This is a genomic window from Brevibacillus sp. NRS-1366 (assembly GCF_050467985.1).
In genome coordinates this window covers 65,627-89,232 of the sequence record NZ_JBITPN010000020.1, presented here as the reverse complement: position 1 = coordinate 89,232, position 23,606 = coordinate 65,627, and the positions used below count along the sequence as shown (strand labels likewise).

Annotated in this window: 25 protein-coding genes; 10 read left to right on the top strand and 15 right to left on the bottom strand. The window is 48.3% G+C overall.

The features are described from left to right. The first annotated feature begins 147 nt into the window (after positions 1-147). Positions 148-1,797 carry a hypothetical protein gene (locus tag ACIFQN_RS14075; protein WP_429833655.1) on the top strand — a complete coding sequence of 550 codons (1,650 nt, stop codon included), beginning with the start codon at positions 148-150 and terminating at the stop codon, positions 1,795-1,797. Positions 1,798-1,857: 60 nt separating this feature from the next. Here ACIFQN_RS14075 and ACIFQN_RS14070 read toward each other — a convergent pair whose 3' ends face one another. The 3 genes from ACIFQN_RS14070 to ACIFQN_RS14060 form a co-directional block, all read right to left on the bottom strand. Further along, the gene (locus ACIFQN_RS14070) at positions 1,858-2,292 is read right to left on the bottom strand and encodes a metal-dependent hydrolase (protein WP_429833654.1); all 435 of its coding nucleotides are present in this window, start codon (positions 2,290-2,292) and stop codon (positions 1,858-1,860) included. Positions 2,293-2,381: 89 nt separating this feature from the next. Then, positions 2,382-2,744 (bottom strand): cupin, encoded by a 363-nt coding sequence (locus ACIFQN_RS14065; RefSeq protein WP_429833653.1) that lies wholly within the window; start codon positions 2,742-2,744, stop codon positions 2,382-2,384. 81 nt (positions 2,745-2,825) lie between these two features. Beyond that, entirely contained in the window at positions 2,826-4,352 is a 1,527-nt protein-coding gene (locus tag ACIFQN_RS14060; protein ID WP_429833652.1) for an ABC transporter substrate-binding protein, read from the bottom strand. 25 nt (positions 4,353-4,377) lie between these two features. Between ACIFQN_RS14060 and ACIFQN_RS14055 the strand changes: the two genes are divergently transcribed. Further along, a complete protein-coding gene (locus ACIFQN_RS14055) occupies positions 4,378-5,601 on the top strand; it encodes an MFS transporter (RefSeq protein WP_429833651.1) in 1,224 nt (407 codons plus the stop codon). Between the two features lie 72 nt (positions 5,602-5,673). Here ACIFQN_RS14055 and ACIFQN_RS14050 read toward each other — a convergent pair whose 3' ends face one another. The 5 genes from ACIFQN_RS14050 to ACIFQN_RS14030 all read right to left on the bottom strand — a co-directional run bounded on the left by ACIFQN_RS14050 (position 5,674) and on the right by ACIFQN_RS14030 (position 9,245). After that, complete coding sequence (locus ACIFQN_RS14050; protein ID WP_429833650.1) at positions 5,674-6,690, bottom strand: NAD-dependent epimerase/dehydratase family protein; 1,017 nt, start codon at positions 6,688-6,690, stop codon at positions 5,674-5,676. A gap of 19 nt (positions 6,691-6,709) precedes the next feature. Beyond that, entirely contained in the window at positions 6,710-7,291 is a 582-nt protein-coding gene (clpP, locus tag ACIFQN_RS14045) for an ATP-dependent Clp endopeptidase proteolytic subunit ClpP (protein ID WP_429833649.1), read from the bottom strand. Between the two features lie 32 nt (positions 7,292-7,323). Continuing rightward, the gene (locus tag ACIFQN_RS14040; RefSeq protein WP_429833648.1) at positions 7,324-7,587 is read right to left on the bottom strand and encodes a hypothetical protein; all 264 of its coding nucleotides are present in this window, start codon (positions 7,585-7,587) and stop codon (positions 7,324-7,326) included. Next, positions 7,584-8,177 carry a winged helix-turn-helix domain-containing protein gene (locus ACIFQN_RS14035; protein ID WP_429833647.1) on the bottom strand — a complete coding sequence of 198 codons (594 nt, stop codon included), beginning with the start codon at positions 8,175-8,177 and terminating at the stop codon, positions 7,584-7,586. Before ACIFQN_RS14035 ends, ACIFQN_RS14040 begins: the two co-directional genes overlap by 4 nt. A 309-nt stretch (positions 8,178-8,486) precedes the next feature. Continuing rightward, entirely contained in the window at positions 8,487-9,245 is a 759-nt protein-coding gene (locus ACIFQN_RS14030; protein ID WP_429833646.1) for an MBL fold metallo-hydrolase, read from the bottom strand. Between the two features lie 118 nt (positions 9,246-9,363). On the opposite strand from ACIFQN_RS14030, the gene ACIFQN_RS14025 reads away from it, so the two are divergent. From ACIFQN_RS14025 to ACIFQN_RS14015, 3 genes are all read left to right on the top strand, one after another. Further along, positions 9,364-9,777, top strand: a complete 414-nt coding sequence (locus tag ACIFQN_RS14025) for an Lrp/AsnC family transcriptional regulator (protein ID WP_429833645.1) — start codon at positions 9,364-9,366, stop codon at positions 9,775-9,777. Between the two features lie 130 nt (positions 9,778-9,907). Continuing rightward, entirely contained in the window at positions 9,908-10,198 is a 291-nt protein-coding gene (locus tag ACIFQN_RS14020; protein WP_429833644.1) for a hypothetical protein, read from the top strand. A 27-nt stretch (positions 10,199-10,225) separates the two neighbouring features. Further along, positions 10,226-10,360, top strand: a complete 135-nt coding sequence (locus ACIFQN_RS14015; protein ID WP_429833643.1) for a hypothetical protein — start codon at positions 10,226-10,228, stop codon at positions 10,358-10,360. A 96-nt stretch (positions 10,361-10,456) separates the two neighbouring features. Here the strand turns inward: ACIFQN_RS14015 and ACIFQN_RS14010 are convergent, their stop codons facing one another. Continuing rightward, a complete protein-coding gene (locus tag ACIFQN_RS14010) occupies positions 10,457-10,828 on the bottom strand; it encodes a cupin domain-containing protein (RefSeq protein WP_429833642.1) in 372 nt (123 codons plus the stop codon). Positions 10,829-11,099: 271 nt separating this feature from the next. On the opposite strand from ACIFQN_RS14010, the gene ACIFQN_RS14005 reads away from it, so the two are divergent. Continuing rightward, on the top strand, positions 11,100-12,266 hold the full coding sequence (locus ACIFQN_RS14005; RefSeq protein WP_429833641.1) for a cation:proton antiporter: 1,167 nt from the start codon (positions 11,100-11,102) through the stop codon (positions 12,264-12,266). A gap of 192 nt (positions 12,267-12,458) precedes the next feature. Here ACIFQN_RS14005 and rpmG read toward each other — a convergent pair whose 3' ends face one another. From rpmG to ACIFQN_RS13990, 3 genes are all read right to left on the bottom strand, one after another. Beyond that, on the bottom strand, positions 12,459-12,608 hold the full coding sequence (gene rpmG / locus ACIFQN_RS14000; RefSeq protein ID WP_055748042.1) for a 50S ribosomal protein L33: 150 nt from the start codon (positions 12,606-12,608) through the stop codon (positions 12,459-12,461). A gap of 21 nt (positions 12,609-12,629) precedes the next feature. After that, complete coding sequence (locus tag ACIFQN_RS13995; RefSeq protein WP_429833640.1) at positions 12,630-13,838, bottom strand: GTP-binding protein; 1,209 nt, start codon at positions 13,836-13,838, stop codon at positions 12,630-12,632. A gap of 187 nt (positions 13,839-14,025) precedes the next feature. Continuing rightward, positions 14,026-14,976 carry a hypothetical protein gene (locus tag ACIFQN_RS13990; protein WP_429833639.1) on the bottom strand — a complete coding sequence of 317 codons (951 nt, stop codon included), beginning with the start codon at positions 14,974-14,976 and terminating at the stop codon, positions 14,026-14,028. Positions 14,977-15,191: 215 nt separating this feature from the next. Here ACIFQN_RS13990 and ACIFQN_RS13985 point away from each other — a divergent pair, with 215 nt between their 5' ends. From ACIFQN_RS13985 to ACIFQN_RS13975, 3 genes are read left to right on the top strand one after another with little or no spacing between them, the layout of a single operon-like run. Next, positions 15,192-16,559, top strand: a complete 1,368-nt coding sequence (locus tag ACIFQN_RS13985; protein WP_429833638.1) for a VCBS repeat-containing protein — start codon at positions 15,192-15,194, stop codon at positions 16,557-16,559. Between the two features lie 52 nt (positions 16,560-16,611). Continuing rightward, complete coding sequence (locus ACIFQN_RS13980) at positions 16,612-17,322, top strand: response regulator transcription factor (protein WP_429833637.1); 711 nt, start codon at positions 16,612-16,614, stop codon at positions 17,320-17,322. Then, positions 17,309-18,703, top strand: a complete 1,395-nt coding sequence (locus ACIFQN_RS13975) for a sensor histidine kinase (protein ID WP_429833685.1) — start codon at positions 17,309-17,311, stop codon at positions 18,701-18,703. The genes ACIFQN_RS13980 and ACIFQN_RS13975 overlap by 14 nt, the downstream gene beginning before the upstream one ends. 80 nt (positions 18,704-18,783) lie before the next feature. On the opposite strand, the gene ACIFQN_RS13970 is transcribed toward ACIFQN_RS13975, so the two are convergent. After that, positions 18,784-20,202, bottom strand: coding sequence for an amidase (locus ACIFQN_RS13970; protein ID WP_429833636.1), 1,419 nt, complete (start codon positions 20,200-20,202; stop codon positions 18,784-18,786). Further along, on the bottom strand, positions 20,195-20,377 hold the full coding sequence (locus tag ACIFQN_RS13965) for a hypothetical protein (protein ID WP_429833635.1): 183 nt from the start codon (positions 20,375-20,377) through the stop codon (positions 20,195-20,197). The genes ACIFQN_RS13970 and ACIFQN_RS13965 overlap by 8 nt, the downstream gene beginning before the upstream one ends. A gap of 218 nt (positions 20,378-20,595) precedes the next feature. Here ACIFQN_RS13965 and ACIFQN_RS13960 point away from each other — a divergent pair, with 218 nt between their 5' ends. After that, positions 20,596-22,881 carry a transporter substrate-binding protein gene (locus ACIFQN_RS13960; RefSeq protein ID WP_429833634.1) on the top strand — a complete coding sequence of 762 codons (2,286 nt, stop codon included), beginning with the start codon at positions 20,596-20,598 and terminating at the stop codon, positions 22,879-22,881. Here the strand turns inward: ACIFQN_RS13960 and ACIFQN_RS13955 are convergent. Then, positions 22,865-23,497: a nitroreductase family protein gene (locus ACIFQN_RS13955; protein ID WP_429833633.1), complete on the bottom strand. Its 633-nt coding sequence runs from the start codon at positions 23,495-23,497 to the stop codon at positions 22,865-22,867. The two genes, ACIFQN_RS13960 and ACIFQN_RS13955, sit on opposite strands and share 17 nt — an antisense overlap. Positions 23,498-23,606: the final 109 nt, after the last annotated feature.

Sequence of the window (23,606 nt, the reverse complement as noted above, 5' to 3'; positions counted from 1 at the left end):
TTAAATTGGGTCTTTCTTCCTCTTTTTTGAAATTATTTACTGGAAATACTTCAAGGCCCCCTGCCATATGGTACAATACGAAATCGAGTGCGAAAAACCTTTACGAAGCGTACTCAAAAAGAGAGAGAGCATAAAGGGGAGGAAAACATGGAAACCACTACAAACGTGAACCCGCCACGTAAAAGCCTTAAAAAAACGATGCTGATCGCCGGTGCGGCAGCTGTCGTTGTGCTGGGTGGACTCGGGACCGCCTACGCTAAGCTGGATCTGTTTAAAAGCGCAAAATCCATTTACCTGCAATCGGAGGCACAGAGCATGATGAAGCTGTCTGCTGACGTCTCAAAGGCTTATGGAGAATACGAAGCGTACATGAAACCTTATCTGGAAAAACCCGTTCACTCTACCACTGAGCTGAGCGAAATTACTTTAGATGCGACGATCCCAGATCCACAAGCACAAAAAGTTCTCGATCTGCTCAAAAACGCAAAAATCGTCATGCAAAGCAACATCGACGAACAAAAGAACCAACAAGCAGGGAATATTGAAGTACATCTCAAGGACAAGAAGCTGGCAACTATCGAGTATTTCTTAAACGATACGCTGATGGGCTTCCGCCTGCCAGAGTTTTATTCCAAGTATGGTTATGTTGACCTGAAAGACCGTGATGCCGTGAAAGAAAAACTGGGCGAAGAATTGCCGAAGCGCTTCCTCACGTATCGCGATATGTACGAGGCTGTTTCCTTCAAGCAAGACGAAGTTAAAAGCGTGCTGACACCTTATGCGCTGCTGTATGCAGGAAGTCTCAAAGACAGCCAAGTAACCATAAACAAAGACGCTACCTTCTCGGAAGAAGGCTTCCAAGCCAGTGCACGGGAAATTACCGTTACATTTAATGAGGAAGAAGCAAAAGCCCTCGCGACGCAAATCGCGGAAAAGGCAAAAGCCGACCAAAAGCTCTTTGATCTGATCTATACCCGTTACCACAACGTAGCGACATTAATGAACGACAGCGGATATCCTGTTGAGGAAATTTCCAAAGAAGAGTTCAAGAAAAACTACGACAAAGGCTTTGACGACCTGCTGACTGATATTAAAATATCTGACACAAACAGTAAGGAACAGATCAAAATGGTCATGCTGGTGGACGGCGATCACCAAATCCTGTCCCGCAAGCTGATGTTCACAGGTAAAGAAAACAAAGAAGAGCAGCTTTTCTGGAACAGTGTCGCTTATCAAAAAGGGGCAGATACGTACTATCGCTATTCCCTCCACAATCCAGAGGATGCGAAGAATGAAGAAATAACCTACACCTACAAAGCAGCCGAGCAAAACGGGAAAACATCTGGTAAATTCGGCCTTCTGCTGAAAGAAAAACAAAATCCTGTTCTCGACTTCACCACCACGTTTGAGGCAACCAAGCAAGACAAGAAAGAAACCGGGGTTTACGACTTTAAACTCGCGTTTGAAGACGAGTATGCATCACAACCGGTTTCGTTGTCCGGTAACGTGACCCTGTCCGAAACAGCAACCGACAATGGTCGTGATTCGGAAGGCAGCATCAAGCTCAACTTCGATAATCCGACCCCTGATATGCCAAAAGGTTTGAGTGTGAAGCTGAAGGCCAAGCAGGAATTCGGAAAAGCACTGGAGATTCCAGCTATGACGGCAGATAATGCCATCAATCTGGCAACCATCACCGATGAGCAAATGATGGGTATCCAGCAAGAAGCAGGAGTAGCTGTGCAGAAATTCATGGCTGAAAATGCTGAACTGGTTGAGCAATTCATGACTCCATAATCGTTCGTGAATAGCGGAGAGCCCTGTCTGACTAGACGGGGCTCTTTTTTTACGGTTATTTTACTGATAGCCTGCGTAGACGATATATCCGATCGCCAAAAAAAATACGACTCGATCAACGGTACGATACATCGTCTTGGTAAGAGGGATTCCAATCCAGCCCATGCGGATCGGCCAAAAAAACTGAATGCGCCCCACCAGCATATCACTGATCAAATGGGACAAAATTCCCCACAACGCAGCCAATGCTGCAGGTGAATCTCCAAATAATAGAGCAGGGACTAATAATATGACCCACGAATGTGTCAATGTCCTGTGCCCAAGTCCTTTTTGCAAAGCCCTCGACACAGGTCTAATCATATTCCCGAGCTTGCTTCTGGCTTGATCCACGTCAGGCAGCAATGCCATCGTAGCGCCAATCACGCTCCCTTTCCACGAGGGGTACGCATAATAGCCGGCGATTGCACCCAACACCAGATGTGTTTTCCACGTCATTTGCCTTTCACACCGACTTTCTTTGATTGTCTTTAGCGTTTGTGCACGGTTGGTGGAATGGCAAAGAAATACCATACATACCACAGCAGTTACAATTCCAATAGCGGCATAAAGCTTGCCGGGTCGAGTCCCTCTCCTTCGATCACGAGAGCGGTCATCCCCGTTTCACTGCCAGATTCATGACCTTCCCCCGTTGTCCAAAAGGCTGCCTGACCGGGCGCAACACGCATGGGCTTTCGATCCTCACCGCAAACCCAGCCTTCGCCGCTCACAACGAGAAACAGCTGCGGGCACACAGCCGGATGATAGCCAACTACCCCCGCTGCCCTCAAATGAATGCACCCTATTTGTACGGAACCAGGCGTGCGCATGATGCGAGCGATCACGGCATTGACTGAATCATAGCGGTCAATCTCTCTGCCTGCTTGTTGGTCAAAGCGAAATATTTGCATCCTCTTCCCTCCGTCTCTTGAAGCTGAACTACTATCGTAGCGCAAATGACTGGTAGGAAACAGACTCTGCCATCCTATTTTTCAATGCTTGAACCAAATATTTTTGTATTCCACTAGACCGAGCGCGTTGAGCGACACACCTTCCAAGGCAGAGTGATAGGCTGATTGCTGCTGGGAATGGAATAAAAACAGCAAAGCATGCTGCTCCCGAAGCAATTTTTCCACCTCGCGCAATCGCTTTCGCTGACACTCGCCATCCTGCTCAAGCATCACCAAATCCAGCTCCTGATCAATGCGCTCCCGAAAAGCAGGGCTCCACGTCATCCGCAAAAAACTCGCGTCAGACTTATACAGCTCCATGAGGCCCAGAACCCACTGTTCATCGAATACTTCTCCGGAGAGAACCATATGTGACTGCAGCAGGATTTCTGGTTTTTTCAGTTCCTCGATCGGCACCACGGTCACTTCGAGGAGCAGTCCGTATTCGGCAAAATGACGCCGCAGCCACTCCACGTTGTTCTCATTTCCTGCCCCTTCATACGTAAACAGCTTTAACCGTTCCCCCTGGTACGCGCTTTTCTCCAATCCATCCTGTGCCTTTGGTCGGCTCACCTCTGCGAAATCTACGGCTGCGTCTTTCTCATCGGGCAAAAAACCGCTTGCGGGCACATACCGATTCCCGCCTAGATCCGCAATCATTTTCTCCCGATCCAAGAAGCGGTCCATCGCTTGCCGAAAAGCCTTGTGCTGCTGCGGCCCAGTCCGATTCAGATTAAATGCCAAATACGCAGAGCCCCTTTCCAATCGCTCCAGTTCCTGCCACTTGTCTGGCGGAGCCTGTGTTTTCCAAAACGTCTGAAAGTGCACCTCTCCCTCCTTCGAGAAAAAATCTTCCCGCAGATCTTTTTGCGGCACAACCCAAATTTCCACCCGATCTAAATGGGCTCTGCCTAGAAAGTAGTTAGGAGTCGCCTCTAAAATAAACATCTGCTCATCATTTGTTACGAGACGAAAAGGACCGCTCCCTACCGGCATCCGACTAAACGCTGCCCCTTTTTGCGCTACGACTTCTCCTGGAACAATCGACATCCGATCCGATGCCAAAAAAGAGAGCAGCAGGTGATTTGGGCGTCTGAGTTCGATTTTTACAGTCGTCTCTCGGAGAGCCGTGATCCTCTCGACATCTTGCAGCATCCAGTGATAAGGCGATCCTGTTTTTGGATCAGCAATCCGTTCAAGCGTCCACACAACATCGTGCGCAGTTAGCTCGCGACCGTGATGAAACAGCACCCCTTTTCGCAAATAAAAGGTCCATTCTGACCCTGTCTCATTGGATTCCCAGTGATGGGCCAGATGGGGCAAAAAGGTATCTTTCTCCTCATCATAACGTATTAAGGTATCAAAAATTTGTTTGACCATGTGCGATTCTGTACGTCTTCCTACGAAAGCAGGGTCAAGTGCTGGTATCGTTCGATAGAAAGACATTCGCAATGTTTCGAGAGTACGTTCTTCGTCTTCTTCTGTGCGAAAACCGAATTGTCCGGAGAGCCAATCAAAAAACCGTTCTCTTGCCCTCGGCGGAATTGCTGAGTCATTCAGCACTTGCATCGCTTTTTCCAGATCTCCCTGCTGAATGTCCCCTGCATCTCATCCTGAAACGCCTGAAAACACCTCTGTCTGGCGTAACCGACCCTTTCTCATCCTCTTTTTGACCTCTACATTCCTTGCTTATGGAGCAAAGGTTTATGAATTGGCCTTGCCGCTCATTTTGTATGACATGACCCAATCCCCTGTCACGATGACGACCATGAAAAGCATCGAGTTTTTGCCCAATTTACTGCTGGCGATGTTCATCGGCGTATGGGTCGATCGCTTCTCCAAAAAACGCTGGTCCCAGTGGATGGTCTTTGGTCAGATGATGCTTTTGTTTCTGCTATATGGACTGACAGAAACTGGTCATGCCCAGGTCCTACATTATTACCTGGCAGGATTCTTGCTTATGGCCTTTAACTACGGATTCAACAATGCGCGTGTCAGTATGATTAAACAAGTGGTCCCTACCCCCTTGCTGACCTCAGCCAATGCTCGCTTTTCCTTTATGAGCACCTTCATCGAAATCATGGGGCCTGCAATCACTGGGTTTATCCTTCTTTTGTCCAGCCTGCACTCTGGCCTTTTACTCACGGGGATTGCTTATTTACTAGCGTTGATCGCTATTTCCCTCTTGGAACGAACAGATGCATCCGTCCAAGCGAAAGGCGGCTTTTGGCTGGAATTCAAGGCTGGCTGGAGAGAGCTGCTCGGTAATCGTCCTCTTTGGCTGATTACCTTGCTCGTGATTTTTCTCAATGCTACTTCCGGCATGTACGATGCAATGATCATCTTTTTTGCCAAGGACCATCTGAAGCTGGACAACTCCCAGCTAGGTCTCTTGCTCTCGATCGCCGGAGTGGGTGGTTTGCTCGGCAGTTCCGTAGTTGCCCGGCTACGCCGACGTTATCCTATCGGTAAAATCATGGGCATGACGATTCTTTTGCTCGGCGTATCCTATTTTCTTATGGTCTTTGCCCAGAGTGCGTGGGTGCTTTGCTTGTCTTTATTTCTCACAGGCTTCATCAGTACGATCGAAAATATTTGCATCTGGACGTTTCGCCAGGAGACTACGCCTGCCCATATGATTGGTCGAATTAGCGGGATCACAGGATCTATTTTCAAGCTGGGGATCGTGTTCTCTATCTACGGGTCCGGATGGATGACGCTTTGGCTAGGTCCATGGATTGTTTTTTTAACCGCTGCGGTTGGCAATGTGTTGATTTTTCTAGTGTATCGACGGCTTTCTTTATGGCGATTGGGGTAATCTAAAAAACCGCAAGCAGCTTTTTGAGAACGCTGCTTGCGGCCTTTGTTACGGGCTGGACTTTTCCAAACTTTAACCCATGCCTAGCTTTGCTATGATTTCATCCTCTTCTGTATAATTGACCAGCTGCAACACATCTTCAGGAGGATTCGCCAATTCCCATTCAATCGTACGTCGCATTGCCTCTACAGCTGAAAATCTTTCTTTATAGCCCAGCTCTCGCCTGATTTTCCCCGTATCCAACTGAATGTGCTGGCGGGATTCCAGCTTTGGAACCAAATGTGCAGGTAGATCAGTTGCAGATACGCTAACCACTTTCCCCTGCCAGCCCATGACTGTTCCGATTCGCTCAATCCACTCCTGCATGGACAAGCAATCAATTTCACCGACATGGTAGATTTGACCCTTTGCCCGTTCGTCGGTGGCTGCCAAGCAGATTGCTTCAACCATGTCCTCTACGTAGCCGCGAGCCCAGCGCCACGAAGCGAAGCCCTCTTCCAATAGGATTGTCTGTCTGCCGTCACGCATCTGCTGAAGGTAGGGATAGGGGCGGTGCTGATAATCGCCTGGACCATATACCATCGGCAGACGAACGATCGTACCCGGCAAGCTCTCATGGCCCATTACGATTTGTTCAACCAATACCTTGTCGTAGTCACCGCGTTCCTCGCGAATGCCGCGGAATGGGTAACGCTTTTCACATAGCGGTGATTCTTCGGTAAGCGGTCCTTCCTCAATCGGGCCTGTTTCGATTCCATTTAATCGTCCAAAAGCTCGATACACGTCGACGCTACTGATTGCTACCACACGGCCTGCAATATTCTGAAACGTTTCCATCAACAGGTGAGCGTCGGCTTCCGTATAAGGAAACAAATCAATGACAACATCCGGGGCAAATGAGCAAAAAGCCTCCCGATACTCGCCAAGCTTCACACGATCTCCCGTAATGGAGACGATTCCTTTTGGAAGAGAGACAGCACCGGGTGTAAGCCCCCGGTTAAAGATTGCGATCTCGTGCCCTCCTTCAGCCAACCGCCTTACTGCATGCGGCCCAATAAACCGCGTTCCCCCGAGCAATAGGATTTTCATCCCGGTCCCTCCCCCGTCTTTACAGCTTCTCAATTACCTTGTCAATCAGCCCATAGTCGAGTGCTTCTGCAGCAGTGAGGAAATAATCACGGTCTGCATCTTTTTCAATTTGCTCTACAGACTTGCCTGTGCGCTCGGAGATGATCGTATACAGCATGTTGCGATGTCTCATGATTCGATCCGCTGCAATCTTGATGTCGCTCGCCTGTCCTTGGCTTCCGCCCCAAGGCTGGTGAAGCATGACCTCGGCATTGGGCAGGGCATATCGCTTGCCCGGCGCTCCAGCTACCAGCAGCATGGCTCCCATCGAAGCTGCCATGCCCGTGCAGATCGTGGATACATCCGGCGCAACGAATTTCATCGTGTCGATGATCGCCATTCCAGCGGTGACAGAGCCTCCCGGCGAGTTGATGTAGAGGTGGATGTCCTTTTTCGGATCTTCTGCCGCCAGGAACAACAATTGAGCAACAACCGCATTCGCGACCTGGTCGTCTATGGCACTGCCCAGAAAAATGATGCGGTCCTTGAGCAATCGAGAGTAAATATCATAGGATCGCTCTCCATAGCTCGTTTGTTCTACTACCACGGGAATGAGATTCATGAAAAACCCTCCTTGTTTGTGCCTAGATTTTGTTATGCTGCCATGCTCATGCGGCTCGCCTGCGGCGCCGAGGCATTTCCACTCACTCGGCTAAAGCCGGACGAAACCTGGGTCACCACAGCGGGGCTGTCAGCAGGCCCGACCTTCCATGTCTGTACGACAGATTCCTTTTCACCGGCACCTTCATTTCCATTCCGGCTAGGTAGTGCAATGACATTGCCGTTTTGCTTTTGGGGGCGACCCTCCCATACGACTACAGGTCTGGATTGGCTTGACACGGCTGCCTCTGCCTTCATGCCTCTTCTCCTCCTTCTTTTGGATAAACCGCAAGAATCACCTGATACGTTTCCTGGCCTTTTGCAGCAGACTGATACTTTTCTACAAGCTGATTCACGAGCTGGACGTATTCCTCCACAAATGCACTGCGCTGCTCGGCACTGGCAAGGCGGATACTGGTGTCCAGCGTAGCACTTGGAATCTCCTGCTCCTGATCGGAGCGCTCCATCAAGCGCAGGGCGTCACGCTTGATTCGCTCTGCTGTATGGACTAAATGAGACAATGCACCTTGGTCCTTCATTTGCTGAACCGTTTCATTTACCCAATTCAATCCTTCCGAGAGCACGTAGGTACGGGCGATGGCCAAGTAAAGCACCTCCACCAGATTGCGCACCTGGCGACTTCCCACTCGTCTGACCAGACCCACTTTTTCCAAAGCCTTCAAGTGGTAATTCACCCGCTGCGGAATTTCATTGATCCCCCGCGCCACCTCAGCGGCCGATCCCGGCTCAACCAGACGGCTCAATATTTCCGCACGCAGCGGGTTCAATAGCGCCATCGCTTGCTCCGGCGTCTCGACTACATACGTTTCCAGTTGTTCATGTGCCACAACAACACCTCATGACATTAATCATTTACGTAAAAATAGTTTATTACGTGATGGTTTGTTTGTCAAATGGTGGATGAGCCTGAAAATGCAGGGACGTAAAAATACCTGAATCGAGCTATCGGGGAAGAGAGAAAAAGGGAGAAAACGCTCTCGCTTATTTCTCCCTTTTTCTCTGGCCAGCTTTTTGGATCCGGTCAGTCATTTTTTTTTTAGTAGGTAGTCGAAAATAGTACAAACGTAAAAAAGCCCCGTTTTTCAACGGAGTTTTCTCACCACTGCCTGGTTTCTTTTGCGGCACCTACACGTTCGTTACCGATAATGTATTCCTTCGCCGTCCTCAGGCACCCGTATCCTCGCTGACAGTTTTTTCTCCTCTAGATACTCTCGCAGCTCTCTGCGCCCGAGCAAGCAGTGATTCCACGTTTCCATGTGAGCCACTATGATCTGACTGTCTACAGCTGCATGTGCCACGCTGGCAATGTCTTCTTTGGTCATCGTGATCGGATCTCCCACTAAAAACTGGGCTGCTCCCGCGAATACCGTGATGACATCTGGATGATGGGCCTGGATTGCCTGTTCCACCTCTTCACACCAGATTGTATCACCAGCCAAATAAAACGTCGGTTCGTCCGCACCTTGCAGAACAAATCCCGAAACCGGTCCCATCTTCTCCCCAATCTCTCCCGTACCATGCTGTCCGCTTGTTCGGTGAAAACGGATCCCTTGCCATTCCTTTTCATCTTCAACTACGATTACCTGCTCAAATCCATGCTGGATCAGTTTCTCATGATCAGGCGGCTGGCAGAACAAAGGCAGATGCTTCGGCAGCTTGTTTACCGCTGCCTCGTCCAAATGGTCTGGATGCGTATGAGTGACCACGAGAGCATCTACACCCGCCAACACCTCTTCCACAGACAAAGGCAGGTCAACCAAAGGATTCGCACGCTGATTTGGCGTATTTTGCACAGCTGGCAGCTCTTCCGCGGCACTTAGCATCGGGTCGACCAAAAAAGTCCGTCCTCCGTAAGTAACTTTCAGCGTAGCATGTCGAATTACTTGAATGTGCATGTCATTCCTCTCCTTCGTCGGTATAATTAAGAATGGATTACCTTCATTGTACAGGGCTCGTAGCAGATGCCGCGAAACAAACAAGGTATCTGCACTTTCACCGTGAAAGGAGATTAATATGCTCGATCAAACGGATCTTTCCATCCTTGCCCTGCTGCGCGAAAATAGCCGCCTCTTGTGGAAGGACATCGGCGAGCAGGTTCATTTGAGCGGTCAAGCGGTCGGTAACCGGATTAGACGGATGGAGGAACAAGGAATTATCCAAGGCTACACGACGCTCATTGACGAAGTCAAAGTCGGACCTTCCCTCACCGCAATGGTGACGATGTTCATGAAGACAACAGATCATCAGCCATTCACCCGGTTTGTCAAAAGTCGCAGTGAAGTGATAGAAGCTCATCGCATTAGCGGCGAAGGCTGCTATTCGCTTATCGTCCGCGTACCTGACCAAACGTCGCTGAATCTTTTTTTGGATGAATTACTCGCCTTTGGCAACTACCGAGTCAATCTGTCCCTCGGAAAAATGAAATAGTTGGTACGGTTGCAATCCGCCTAATCGCGATGCTATTCACTATTGCCTGATTATGTGAACAGGAGTAGAATGGTGGATACTAAGAACAACGCATCATGTTCTTTTCCAAAAGGAAAGGGGGAGAAATGCCATGGAAGACTTGCTACTGCTGCTTTCGTTGGATGATTTCTTCGCCTTGCTCGCCCTGTTTGTGGGATGCTTTACGTCGCTTTACTATTTGAGAAGACATATTTCCCCACAAAACCTGGCTATGGATTGGCACCTAAGCGATACTTATCAACCTTCCATCAATCCTTGCATGGTAGAAACGTATCCGATGGCGGCAAGGCAACCGCTGCGCTCCCGATTATTCCGGCGCATGCAGCACCTAGACAGCGACGCCGATACATATGATCACCTGATTTTGGCTACATCCACGTAACTGGAAAACCAAAAGGAGGTAGATCTTATGATCGCCAAGTATATCGGAGAAGTATTATTGTTTGTTGTTGGCTTGCCTATTTTCGCTTATCAAACAGCGGAAAGCTTGCATGCTTTAGCAGACGCCTTCGCGCAAATGTCCGATTTCATGAACTGGAAATAACAGCCTCGCCCCACTGCACTGGTGGCGGACGGTGCATGATACCCCCTGATCGTATCTATGACGGTCAGGGGGTTTTTTGCATTTTTGCAGCATTCTCTAGTCGACGTGAATTCGATCTCCTCTTGTCGTTGGCGTCGAGATCACGAGAAACTCCACGTCGTCCATGGCTTCATTTTTCATCTGGTGAGCGACTCCTGGAGGCACTTCTACCCCTTCTTGTGGCTTTAGCTCATGACGGACGCCAGCAACCTCCAAAACTGCTTTTCCAGATAAAACAAAGAAGAACTGACGCGACTTCTCATGATAATGACGTACCTCTGCAGTATTTCCCGGCATTCGCTCATGAATAACACTCAGCTCTCGTCCTTTTACCAGGTGCCAGCCGTCACACTGCCCTCCCCAGATGTAATGCTCCGCGTTTTCCTTACTGATTTTAACGGTTTCCTCTGCTCCATAATCTCTTGTCAAAATGGCTCTCCTCCTCTTCCAACCGTTACCCATTACAGCTTATTTCGTCATGACTCCTTGGCCTAATCATGACATCTTAGTAAGCACTTTGTCAGTTTTTATTTACTTCTTTCTGACTCATATGCTAATATGTTTATGTAAAGAAAATGAATAGTTCATGTGTTACTGGAGGAGCCTGTCATCATAGGGTTCTTTTTGTCTTTTTACAGTAGACATTTAGGAGCCTGTGATTACAGGCTCCTTTTTTATTTTGACTAGAGGGGGAAACTACATGCTTATTTTTCAGTTGGCAGTCATCCTGATCGCCTCCAAAATTGCCGGCGACATCAGTGTTCGACTAGGTCAGCCATCCGTTCTTGGCAAGCTGTTGATCGGGATTGTGCTTGGCCCTACCGTTTTGGGCTTGGTGACTGACACAGAAATCATCAAAGAAATCAGCCAGATTGGTGTCATCCTATTGATGTTTGTAGCCGGTTTGGAGACGGATATTGATGAATTCAAGCGGACGGCAAGGGCATCCACCAATGTTGGCGTGGCTGGTATTATTGCTCCTCTGGCATTAGGCTATGGCGCTGGTATAGTCATGGGACTCTCCTCCATCGAAGCGACCTTTTTGGGACTTTTGCTCTCCGCCACTAGCGTGAGCATTTCCGTACAAACGCTGAAGGAATTGGGTAAATTAAAATCGAGAGAAGGCGCTACGATCATGGGTGCCGCCGTTATTGACGACGTTCTGGTTATTTTGGCGCTGGCCTTCCTGATGAGCTTTGCTGGCGGAGACGTCAATCTGGGAATGGTCATTCTGAAAAAAGTCGCATTTTTTGCCGTGATCATCTTGCTTTCCTGGAAAGTCGTTCCTTGGGTCTTGAAAAAATTCGCCCCGCTGCAGGTCACTGAATCGGTAATTTCTGCTGGGCTGATTATTTGCTTCTTATTTGCGTATCTGGCAGAGTACACAGGTGTAGCTGCTATCATCGGCTCTTACATCGCCGGGGTTGCGATCAGCCTGACGAATTACAGACAGGAAGTGGCCCACAAAGTCGAAACCATCAGCTACTCCATCTTTGTTCCTGTTTTCTTTACTTCGATTGGCGTAACGGCGCAGTTTTCCGGGATTTTGCAAAACCTGTGGCTAATTGTTTTCCTGAGCATTTTGGCGATCATCTCTAAGCTCGTCGGCGGAGCGATTGGTGCAAAGCTGTCCGGTTTTAGGTGGAAAAATTCGCTGGCGATCGGAGCTGCCATGGTATCTCGCGGAGAGGTCGCCTTGATTATCGCTGCCATCGGTCTGGAGAATCATCTTTTAACCGAGGAAATGTTTGCCGTATTGATCGTTGTTGTACTCGTGACAACCATCGTGACTCCTCCGATGATGAAATGGATGTTTTCCGATAAAAATCAAAAGGCAGAAGGGCTTGCGCTTAAAAAGAATGCCTAAAGATTAGAAAACCTGGCTGCGCCATGCCTTCTGGCGGAGCCGCGGTTGCACTTATACTGGATAAGAATTTTATAAATTCTTATCTGTAAAATAAAGGCTGTTCCTCGTCAAATGACGCTTGGAACAGCCTTTATTCCTAAACCAAGCATCTCCCCTTCATCTAAGCAAAGAAGGAGCGCTCTCATCTGGTCTTCACTTCGTTTCCCGGTGCAGCGTGTAGCGCTTCAAACGCGGAGAGTATTTCTTAAGTTCCAAACGTTCTGGATGATTTCGCTTGTTTTTGGTCGTGATGTAATTACGGTCTCCCGATTCTGTGCACTGCAGTGTAATATTTACTCTCATGTATGGTCCCTCCTCTTTTCGTTATACGGCTATCTCGACCACCGTGTCTGCGGTCGGTAACGGATCTGGTAGTTGGCTCCAGTCAGAAGCATATTCATCATCCGTCAACAGGCATGCGTCCAGCTGATTCCGGACAGCATCTTGGTCTAGCTCAATCCCGATGAATACAAGCTCTGTGATCCGATCGCCATGCTCTGGATCCCATGTCGCTCTCCAATCCGGATCTTCTTCTAAAATCGCAAGGCGCTCCTCCTCTGGCAGCGCTGCTGTCCAATAACCCGCCGCTCCTATTTCAATCGACGGACCTGCTTGACTGAGCGTCATCGCCAGATCATTGCGGGTCGCCAGCCAGAAAAATCCTTTGGCACGAACCACCTCTTCTGGCCACGCTTCCAGCCATTCACTAAAGCGCTTAGGATGAAAAGGTCTGCGCCCGCGATAAACAAAAGAGGAGATCCCGTATTCGTCTGTCTCAGGCGTATGCTCTTCCTTTTGCAGCTCAAGCACCCAGCCTGCCGATTGACTGGCCTGCTCAAAATCGAATAGCCCTGTGTTTAAAATCTCATGTGGGTCTACTTGCCCTCGATTGGAGCGAATCAATCGGGCATTTGGCTGCAGCTTGCGCAGGACACCCTCCAATTGCAACAATTCGTCAGACCCAACCAGATCACACTTATTCAGAATCAAGACATCACAAAACTCGATCTGATTAATCAACAAGTCCACCACTTCACGTGTATCTTCTTCTCCAACTGCCTGATTTCGATCTATCAAGCTCTCCCCAGAAGAGAAGTCGTGCCAAAAACGATAGGCATCCACCACCGTTACCATCGTGTCGAGACGGCATAGAGACGAAAGGTTGATTCCATGTTCTTCGTCCACATACGAAAAGGTTTGGGCTACAGGCACAGGCTCGCCAATTCCCGTCGACTCGATCAGTATGTAGTCATACACTCCTTCAAGCGCGAGTCGCTCTACCTCTGTCAAAAGATCCTCTCGAAGTGTGCAGCAGATACAGCCGTTGGACATTTCTACTACCTTCTCTTCGACGCGAGAAATTCCCCCACCTTGAGAAATCAGGGCTCCGTCCACATTCACTTCGCTCAAATCATTCACGATGACGGCGACACGCATACCTTCCCGATTGTTCAGTACGTGGTTCAAAAGCGTCGTTTTTCCCGCTCCCAGATACCCGCTCAGGACTGTAACCGGAATTCTTTTATCGCTCATAGAAGTATTCTCCTTGTCATTTTCGGTTTCATAAAGCGTAATAATTACGATTTAATTGCTATACTAACGCACAGAAGAAGTTCATGTCAATATAAAACGTAACGCTTACGGTTTGCTCGTTGTCTATAACCGAAAAAAGCAAAACCCTCTTTTCGCTTTGAAAAGAGGGCTTATGCCTGTATTTCATTTATTTGATTGGTTTCATGAATATCGCTTCGCCATAAATACCGTTCACCGGTTGGTAGGCGCTGCGGTTGTTTAATTTATCCTGATCCACAACTGGCACTGGACGATTGTCTTTCCAAGTGAATTGGCTATAAATTTGACCGGCTGCTGTCGGCATCGTCACTAGCACGTCCGGGATTTGATCGTAATTGGCATCACCTATCGAGAGCTTTGGCAGTGTACCGCTGTCCCGCTTACCTACGGAGACGAAGGTTTGCTGTTTATTTTTGCCTTCCCGCACGACAATCCGCAGATTCTCAGCGAGCAGATTCATCGCATTACCCATTTTATCTCCGACCAAGAGGACGTGATCCTTCACTCCATCTCCTGTCACGTCTGCATACTTGGTATCAAGGACATAAGTAATATCGCCTCCCATGCTAAATCCACTGTTGATCTCGATGTCAGAAGATGGCAGGTTGTCCCAGTCTCCTGCTTCAACAGCTACATTCAGAAGTTGCGGCTGTTCGTTCACAATGTTCCACACACTGGTCGCTACAGCGATGCGATCTTCGCCATTCACTCCCCAAAGTGTTTGCTGGCCTTTCCAGCGAAGGTTGCCGCTAGCATCCGTAAAAGGCACCAGCTGAACCAGCTTTTGGGCAAAACCCATTGTTATTTTTTGCAGCTTCCCGTTCCCTTGATAGATGCCCTGTCTCACATACGTAGCTTTATTGGCAGAAACATCAAAAGTGTTGACTGCTGTTGTCCGGTTGTTAGTAACTTTGACCTTGAAACCGTCAATAAATTGTATGGAAAATGGAATATTATGCTGAGCTTGCAATAAGACCATTGATGCAAAAGCCTGCGCTTGCGCTGTATGCGCGTAAACCGGATCGACTCCCAGACTAGAAGCCATTAAAATGCCGCTACTGCAAAGGATAGCAGCCAAGGTTTTATACCCTTTTTTCACTTTGTCTTCCTCCTTATGTACTTCCCTCTCCCTGCCTATCTAAACGAAAAAAACATGTCAAATGTTGCTAGTAAATTTTTCCCTGTTTCCAAAACGTGGTCGATCATCCAAGGAAAATCCTGTCTAGTGGTTTTTTTACCGGTTTGCAACAACTTTCACAGATAGTCAGGCTAAAATAGAGTCAATAGATACACCCATAGAAAGGAACAGATCAAATGAAAAAGGCCTGGCTTTACTCTGCTGTACTTTGCACCTCATTGGTTAGCGGATGTGGATTTACCGATACACCCAACGAGTTGATGCGCGCACCTTTAGCAGATGGCGACCAAAAATCAATTAATCAAGCTGTCATGCAGTTCCTGCCCCCCGGCTCTCAACTGACTGTCCCGCTCCATCCCAATGAGGCGAGCGCTGTATCTCTCCAAGACTTGACTGGCGATGGAACACCAGAAGTCGTTGCCTTTTTCAAATCAGAAAAAACCGATTACGAGATCGGTGTGCTGGTGCTCTCCCAAAACCAAGGGAACTGGGTAAAGCTCACTTCGTTTACCGGGATTGGCAGCGAGCTGGATTACGTTACGTTCGAAGACCTAAACGGAGATCATTTGCCTGAAATGCTCATTGGTTTGGGAGCCGGCGAAGATTTAAATAAAGAACTCTCTGTATACTCCATTGCCGGGGGACAAGTCCAGGAGCTGATTAAGCAGCCTTACTCTGTCATGGCGGTAGGGGATCTTACAGGGAATGGTCTCTCTGATCTGGCACTGGTTCTGCACGACCATAATAACCTTACGTCGAAAGCAGAATTATACGGAGCAAAGGACGGCAAGCTCACAAAGCTGACAGAAGTGCCATTGGAAGGCGGGATCAATGGTTATGAGCAAGCTGTCATCGGCAAAGCTTCTGCTACCCATAAAGGTCTATTCGTCGAGGCTGGGCTAGGTGCACACTCCGCTTCTACAGAATTGTTGCTATGGGACAATGGAACATTGCGCAACCCGCTCGCCAGAATTGACGGAGAAATGGACCTGACCTTCAAACCGTATTCATTGTATAGTGAGGATATTAACGGAGACGGCATCATAGAGATTGGGGTAAGCACACAGCCGCCGGGAACGGATGATTTGTCCATGGCTGAGATTCCCTGGATCTCCTCCTATTTTCAATGGGACGGAAAAACAGGCCTGAAGCCGATTGAAGAACACTACCAAAACTATTTGATGGGATATGATTTCCGAATTCCTGCCAAATGGGTAGGAAAATACACGCTATCTTCATCGGCTCAAGACCCTAACTCCATCCTTACTCGTTTCTATTACTATGTAGATAACGGCAAGACAAAAGCCGAACTTCTTACCTTGCAAACAGTTCCAGTGCAAGAATGGGCCAAATTTGAAAACGTGCTAAAACAAAAACAAGTGCCTTATATCTTACTAAAAGAGGCCGGCAAGCAAGTACTCGTAGCGATCCAGCCGCAAGTGACTCCGAATCTGGGCAAGTCTGCAAAACAAGAGTACAAATCTCTGCTGCTGACCCCGGATGAAATTCGTCAGCACTACAAGCCGCTATCCATGACAATGTAGTGCACGGTGTGTACGAACCATGGCAACCAAATCATGACAAGGGGAATGGCTGATGAAAGTTTTACTACTAGAAGATGAAAAGTCCATTCGCGATTTCGTCCGGATTAATTTAAAACGGGAAGGCTGCGAGGTAGTCGAAGCCTCTACAGGGGAAGAGGCGCTAGAGATTGCCGAAAGCCAGTCTGACATTGAAATTGCAATTTTAGATGTGATGCTACCCGGCATTGACGGATTCGAAGTATGCGGACGATTGCGTAAAAAATATCCACGGCTCGGGATTATCATGCTGACAGCCAAAAGTCAGGAGCTGGATAAAGTGATGGGACTGGAATTCGGGGCAGACGACTATGTTGGAAAGCCATTCAGTCCCGCTGAGCTGCTGGCGAGAGTCAAGGCCTTGCACCGCCGACTCGCTCCTGTGACAGCAATTCCCGCACAGAAAAATGAAATCGACATCTCCCCTTTCACCCTGCTCTTGGATGAACGGAAGCTAATCCGGGGTGATCAGGAAATCGTCCTAACGCCAAAAGAATTTGCCATGATTAAGCTGCTCGCAGAGAACGCGAACAAAGCAATTAGTCGTGATGAAATTTTGACGGCAGTCTGGGGGCAATTCTTTGTCGGTGATCTGAAAATTGTCGATGTGAATATACGACGAATCCGGCAAAAGATCGAACAAGACCCAGCCCATCCTGCTTTTCTAGAGACGGTTTGGGGCTACGGGTATTTATGGAGAAAGGACATGCATGATGAAAGGAATTAGGACCAGGCTCGTTGTCTATTTCGGCCTGATCCTGCTGTTAATTGTACTTTTGCTGGAAGGTTTATTTTATTGGGCGGTCCACTCCTACTATTTTGGTACCGCCACTGAGGCTCTCGTGACCCGAACCACTACCTTTACCAATTTTATCAACAAATACACGACGAGCTATTCAGTCAAGGACAAGGCTCGCTATATTTTGGAAAATGTGTCTAATCAGGAGTACGCCAAGGTTGAAGTACTGGACGTCAATGGTAAAGTGATCCTCAATTCGTACGGTTTTCAAACAGGGGAAATAATCAACACGCCAGACGTCATCGATGCACTAAAAGGGCAAACGGGTATCCATGTAGGAAAAAACCCGAAAACGAAGGAACGAATCATCGCTGTCTCAAACCCTCTCCTCTTTGCCAATGAGTATATGGGCGTTTTGCGCTACACCATTTCGGCAGAACCGCTCTATAACGCGGTCAATCGAATCGCCTTGTACGGAGCCGGTGTCGGAGCAGGCGTGGTGATCCTTGCCTTTGCGCTCAGTCTGTTAATTGCCAAACGAATCGTCGACCCGATCAAAGATCTGACCAAAGCCGCAACCCAGATGGCAAAAGGAAACTTTACTGCCCGCGCAGCAAAACGCTATGACGATGAAGTAGGGACTCTAGCTGAAGCCTTCAATTACATGGCGGCCGAAATCGGCAAAAATGAAAAGCTGAAAAATGATTTTATCTCCTCCGTTTCCCATGAGCTGCGGACCCCCCTCACCTCAATCAAGGGCTGGGGCGAGACGTTGATCTCCGGTGGGCTCGACGAACCCGAAGAGACCCTGCTCGGGCTGGAAGTCATTTCAAAAGAAACCGACCGACTCATCGGCTTGGTGGAAGAACTACTGGACTTCTCCAAGTTCCAATCGGGGGAAATGAAGCTTTCCCGGGAACGAATGGACATACGCGAGGTACTGGACGATTTGCACCTGCAGTTTGCTATCCGTTCGCAGGAAAAACAAGTAGAGCTGGTACTGGAGCTTCCCCAGGTACCTTTGATTGTCATGGGTGATCATAATCGTCTCAAGCAGGTCTTTGTCAATCTGTTGGATAATGCCTTCAAATTCACTCCACCAGGCGGCACAATTACCCTGTCAGCGGAAAAGTCAGGCGACATGCTCATCATAACCGTCACGGATACGGGAGAGGGCATTGATGCCGACGACCTGCCACATGTCACGGGGAAATTTTATAAAGGACGCTCCAAGCAGTCAGGAAGCGGTCTGGGGCTTTCCATTTGCAAAGAAATTATTGATTTGCACGCTGGACACTTTAACGTAAGTAGCTCGCTTGGACAAGGTACGAGTATTTCCGTCGATTTACCATTAGCAAAGAATCCGTGATCCGTAATGACACGCCAAAAAGGGTAGGACGAGCGTAAAGCATGCTCCCTACCCTTTTTGAATGTACTCGAATCACGATCTTACAAGGACCCGACCAATCCAGGCTTTTTCCCTTTTAACGGATTCGTTTTTTCAATAGCATACCCTACATTCAGGACGGTACCCTCCTGCATAGCAGGACCGAAAATTTGCAAACCGACAGGCATGCCGTCCACAAGTCCGCACGGAACAGTGAGCGCTGGAAGACCAGAGAGGTTGCCCGGTCCTGTAAAACGAATAATATGGTCGATCAAATCTACTTTTTGACCGTTCAAATCTGCTTCACTATCCCCAATGTTCGGGACGATGATCGGCAGTGTCGGTGCCATCAGTACGTTTACTTTTTCAAATATTTTTTGGAAATCTTGCTTGATTTGTCTTCTGAGCTGCTGCGCCTGCAAATAATCAACGGCTGAGGGAAGCTCCCCCAATTCGAACAACAGGCGAATGTCTGATCCGAAATCGTCTGGACGCTTTAACAGATCGCGGTGATGAATCGCAGAAGCCTCTGACAAGATGGTGATCATCTCTGCGTATTCCGCGTATTTCAGTGACGGAATGCTGACTTCTTCGATTCTCGCTCCCTGATCGACAAGAGACTGGATGGCGCCCCTCACCAGCTTCTCGACTCCAGCGTCTACGTTCTTAAAGAAGTACTCTTCGTTCACACCGATGACGAGATTTCTCACATCACCCGTTAACGCCGCTGTATATTGTCCAACAGGTGCCTGAACGGAGGTTGGATCATTGGGGTCATAGCCTGCAATAATTTCAAGCAAGCCAGCAGCGTCCTTCACTGTTTTGGTCATCGGGCCAATATGATCGAGCGACCACGCGAGCGGAAAACAGCCGTATTTACTGACTCTTCCATGTGTCGGCTTGAGCCCAACGATACCGCACGCAGAGGATGGAATTCGAATCGACCCCGCTGTATCTGTCCCCAGTGATGCCACGCTCATATCCGCAGCAACAGCAGCGCCAGATCCTCCGCTGGATCCCCCTGGAATTCTTTCGAGATTCCATGGATTGTGACATGTACCAAAGTGCGGGTTATTATTGGTAATGCCCCACGCATACTCATGCATGTTCAATTTTCCGGTGAAAACGATTCCGGCTTCTCTCATTTTGCCGATAATAGTCGCATCATAGTCCGAAACGAAGTCGCGATGGATTTTGGATGCCATCGTGGTTACTTCACCTTTAAAGTACAAGTTATCCTTGATGCCCATCGGAATTCCGTGATACATGCCCCGGTACTGACCGGATGCTATTTCCAGGTCCGCTTTCTCGGCGGCTTCCTCCGCCTGCTGACGAGTAAAGCTAATATAAGCATTGATTGTATGGTTAAGCGTCTCTGCATGATCCAATACAGCTTGTGTCAATTCCAGAGAGGATACTTCTCGCTTTTCGATCAGGGGGGCCAATTCTTCTACTGATTTTCCAACCAGCTCTTTACTCAACGTGATCACCTCCTGGAATGTTTCGCAACGCAATATCGTAGTCATCCAACAACGCTTGCTCTGTTTCCCGTTTCAGACTTTCAATAGCTTGCCAGCGTGTAGCCAGCTCAGTAAGATGCTCTTGTGGTACGGTCACGCCTTTGCTTTCCAAGACATCGAGAATGAATAATTTCAAGGTATGTCCTCCTCCTTTCACTTTGAAGCTTCTTAATCGCAACTATCATGCCAATGACTGGGTCCTGATCGGACAAGCTTTTCAAATGAAACCGTGTTGCAAAACAAAACATAAATTCCTAATGTTCTGATATTTGTTATATGATTGAGATGATATGGAGTTCGTCCCATTATGAGACGACATTCCCAAACCGAAACAACAGGAGACGGAGGGATTACGTGCATATCAAGGTGGGGTTATTATTTTCGTTAACGGGCACAACAGCGATCACCGAAAAAGGACAATGTGACGCAGCTAGATTGGCCATCGAAGAATGCAGCCGTGGACTATATAAAATAGAAGCGATCGTTCGTGATATTTGTTCCGACCCGGGAAAAGGAGAAAGAGAAGCAGAAGCAATGGCGAAAGAAGGTATTCGTATTTTCATCGGATGCTACACGTCTGCCTGCAGAAAAGCGGTTCTTCCGGTACTGGAAAAATACAACTGTCTTCTAGTCTATCCCACTTTATATGAAGGACACGAATGTCATCCAAACGTGATCTATACCGGAGAAGTGCCCAATCAGCAGGTCCATACCTTGCTGGATTACCTGACCCGTCATTATGGAAAACGCGTCTATTGTATCGGCACCGATTATCTTTATCCCCGCGAAACCACTCAACAGGTACACACGTTTTTGCATGAAAGAAACGGTGCTGTTGTAGCAGAGCGCTATGTCCCATTCGGACACCAGCATTTCCAAGAAGTCTGGAACGATATCATCGCCGAGGAGCCGGATGCCATTTTCTCTACTCTCGTGGGGAAGAGTATCATTCCCTTTTATCGGGATCACTATCGCATCGGTATGAAGCGCCAAAAGGTTCCTATCTTTAGTCCCATAACCAAAGAGACGGAGCTCGAAGCGATCGGAGCGGAGTATGGGGCAGGCCATTACAGCTCAGCCAGCTACTTTCAATCCCTCCCCTCTCCTGAAAATTTGGCGTTTATCCGCAGCTTCCAACGATTTACAGGCGAAAAGCGACCAATTTCATCCGTCATGTTTAACACGTATGTCGGCACGAAAATGGTTCTAGACAGCATCGTAGAAGCAAAAAGCATCAACCATCAGAAGATCTTTGACCAGATCAGCAATAGAAGCTTCGAGACAGCATGCGGTACACTGCTCGTAGACGCCCGGCATCGCCATCTGTCCCGGCCCGTCAAAATCGGAAAATCGTTATCCAATGGACAATTTGAAATCGTTTGGGACTCCGAGCGCAACATCCAGCCCAAGCCTTTTCTCGTGAACATGAACAACAAACCCTCTGCTACCCTCCATGAAATCGTGCTTCAGACATGGGGACAGCTCAGCGAAGAAGCCGTGCTCGTCGTGTCAGACCAAGGAACGGTTATGTATATGAGCAGCAAAGCAGCAGAGCTTACTGGGTTTACAAACGGGCAATCGCTCACACTCGCGATGCTTCAAACGATGCACCAGTCATTTCACGTCACCTCATGCAATGAGCGACGCCACCAGCTCTATATACTAAAGCCTAAGCAGGTGTCTACTGCTGCTTCATCCCAACCTATCTTTCGTTTTGGTCGTATCCAAACTGTCCATCCCGGCTATCAAAGAGAGCTTGAAATTGCTCGATTAGCGGCTCAATCCTCTGCTAATGTATTGATTCTGGGGGAAACTGGGACAGGTAAAGAAGTCATGGCCGAGGCGATTCATCGTGAAAGTGAACAAAAAAACGGCCCTTTCATTGCGGTCAATACCGCTTTGCTTCCGAAAGAGCTGATTGCAAGCGAGTTGTTTGGTTTTGTCGACGGAGCATTTACAGGTGCAAAAAAAGGCGGAGCGATTGGAAAATTTGAGGCAGCACACAATGGTACGATTTTTCTGGATGAGATCGGGGACATGCCACTCGAACTGCAAGTCGTGCTTCTGCGGGTGATTGAATCGAAGAAAATTATGAGGCTTGGCGATACAAAAGAACGAGCCGTCAACGTCCGGATCATCGCGGCGACAAACCGCAATCTTCCAGAAGAGGTGGCTTTTAAACAAAGCTTTCGTTCAGATTTATTTTACCGTTTGAATGTCTTGTCGATTACCATTCCGTCCTTAAAGGAACGTCCAGAAGACATCGAGCATCTCTGCCAACAATTTGTGCACGAATTTCTCCTGGCCTATGGCGATGGCCCCCAATCTTTTCAGAGAGAGGCGTTGCAATCCATCGTACACTACCCATGGCCAGGAAATATTCGTGAGCTGCGAAATGTGATAGAGCGGGCTTTTCTCTTAGCCAGAAAAGACCATTCGGAGATAAAAATGGATCATTTACCTCTCCACTTCAAAAACTACGATCATCGGCAGCAAAGCGCCGAGCCTCATTCGCTGAAAAGCTTGGAAAGACAAGTCATTGAGCAGGCTCTGAAACAGACAAAATCCGTAACCGAGGCTTCCCAGTTTTTAGGAATCGCCCGAAGTACGCTCTATCGAAAAATTAAAAGCTATTCGTAATGACCAATTGTTCCAAGCCAAAACGGGCTGTTGGATGTGCTTGCACGCTCGCTTTGCCCAATGTAAGCATCAACGTAGGCAAATAGCGCGACGGGATATTCAATTCAGCGATCAACGCGTCCCGATTATAGCCTCCCATTGGGCAAGTATCGTAGCCTTTTGCCTTTGCGGCAAGCATCAATTGCATGGCTGCGTAGGACGAATTGCGAATCGCCTCATCGCGGGCAATCTCCGGGTTTGCTTTGTAAGCTCCTTCGATTTGGGCAATCATGGAGTCGCGTACTGTCTCGTTCACAAGACCTTTAGCAAAAGCCTCGTCGTAGACCGGACGAGCCGACTTGTCTGCTTCCAAGTCCCCTAAAATGATAATGGTAGCGTATGCGTCCACTACTTGCTGCTGACCATAAGCGATTGGGAGCAGCTTTTCTTTTATGGCTGGGTCTGTCACAACAAGGAAGCGCCAATGCTGGAGGTTCCATGAAGATGGAGCACTCGCTGCCAGTCGCAGGATTTCATTCAACTCGCCTTGTGGAATTGTTGCCGTGGAATCGTATTTTCGCACGCTATGGCGCGCTTCCATTACTTGTTCAGTCGTCCATTTCACTTCTGTTTGCATGTGTATAAGTACCTCCTGGGAGTAGTTATCTTGTGAAAAAGATGAAACTTACTTTAATATAGTTAGGAACAATATGCAACTGCATTTTTGTTCTTTTTACAGTTTTCGT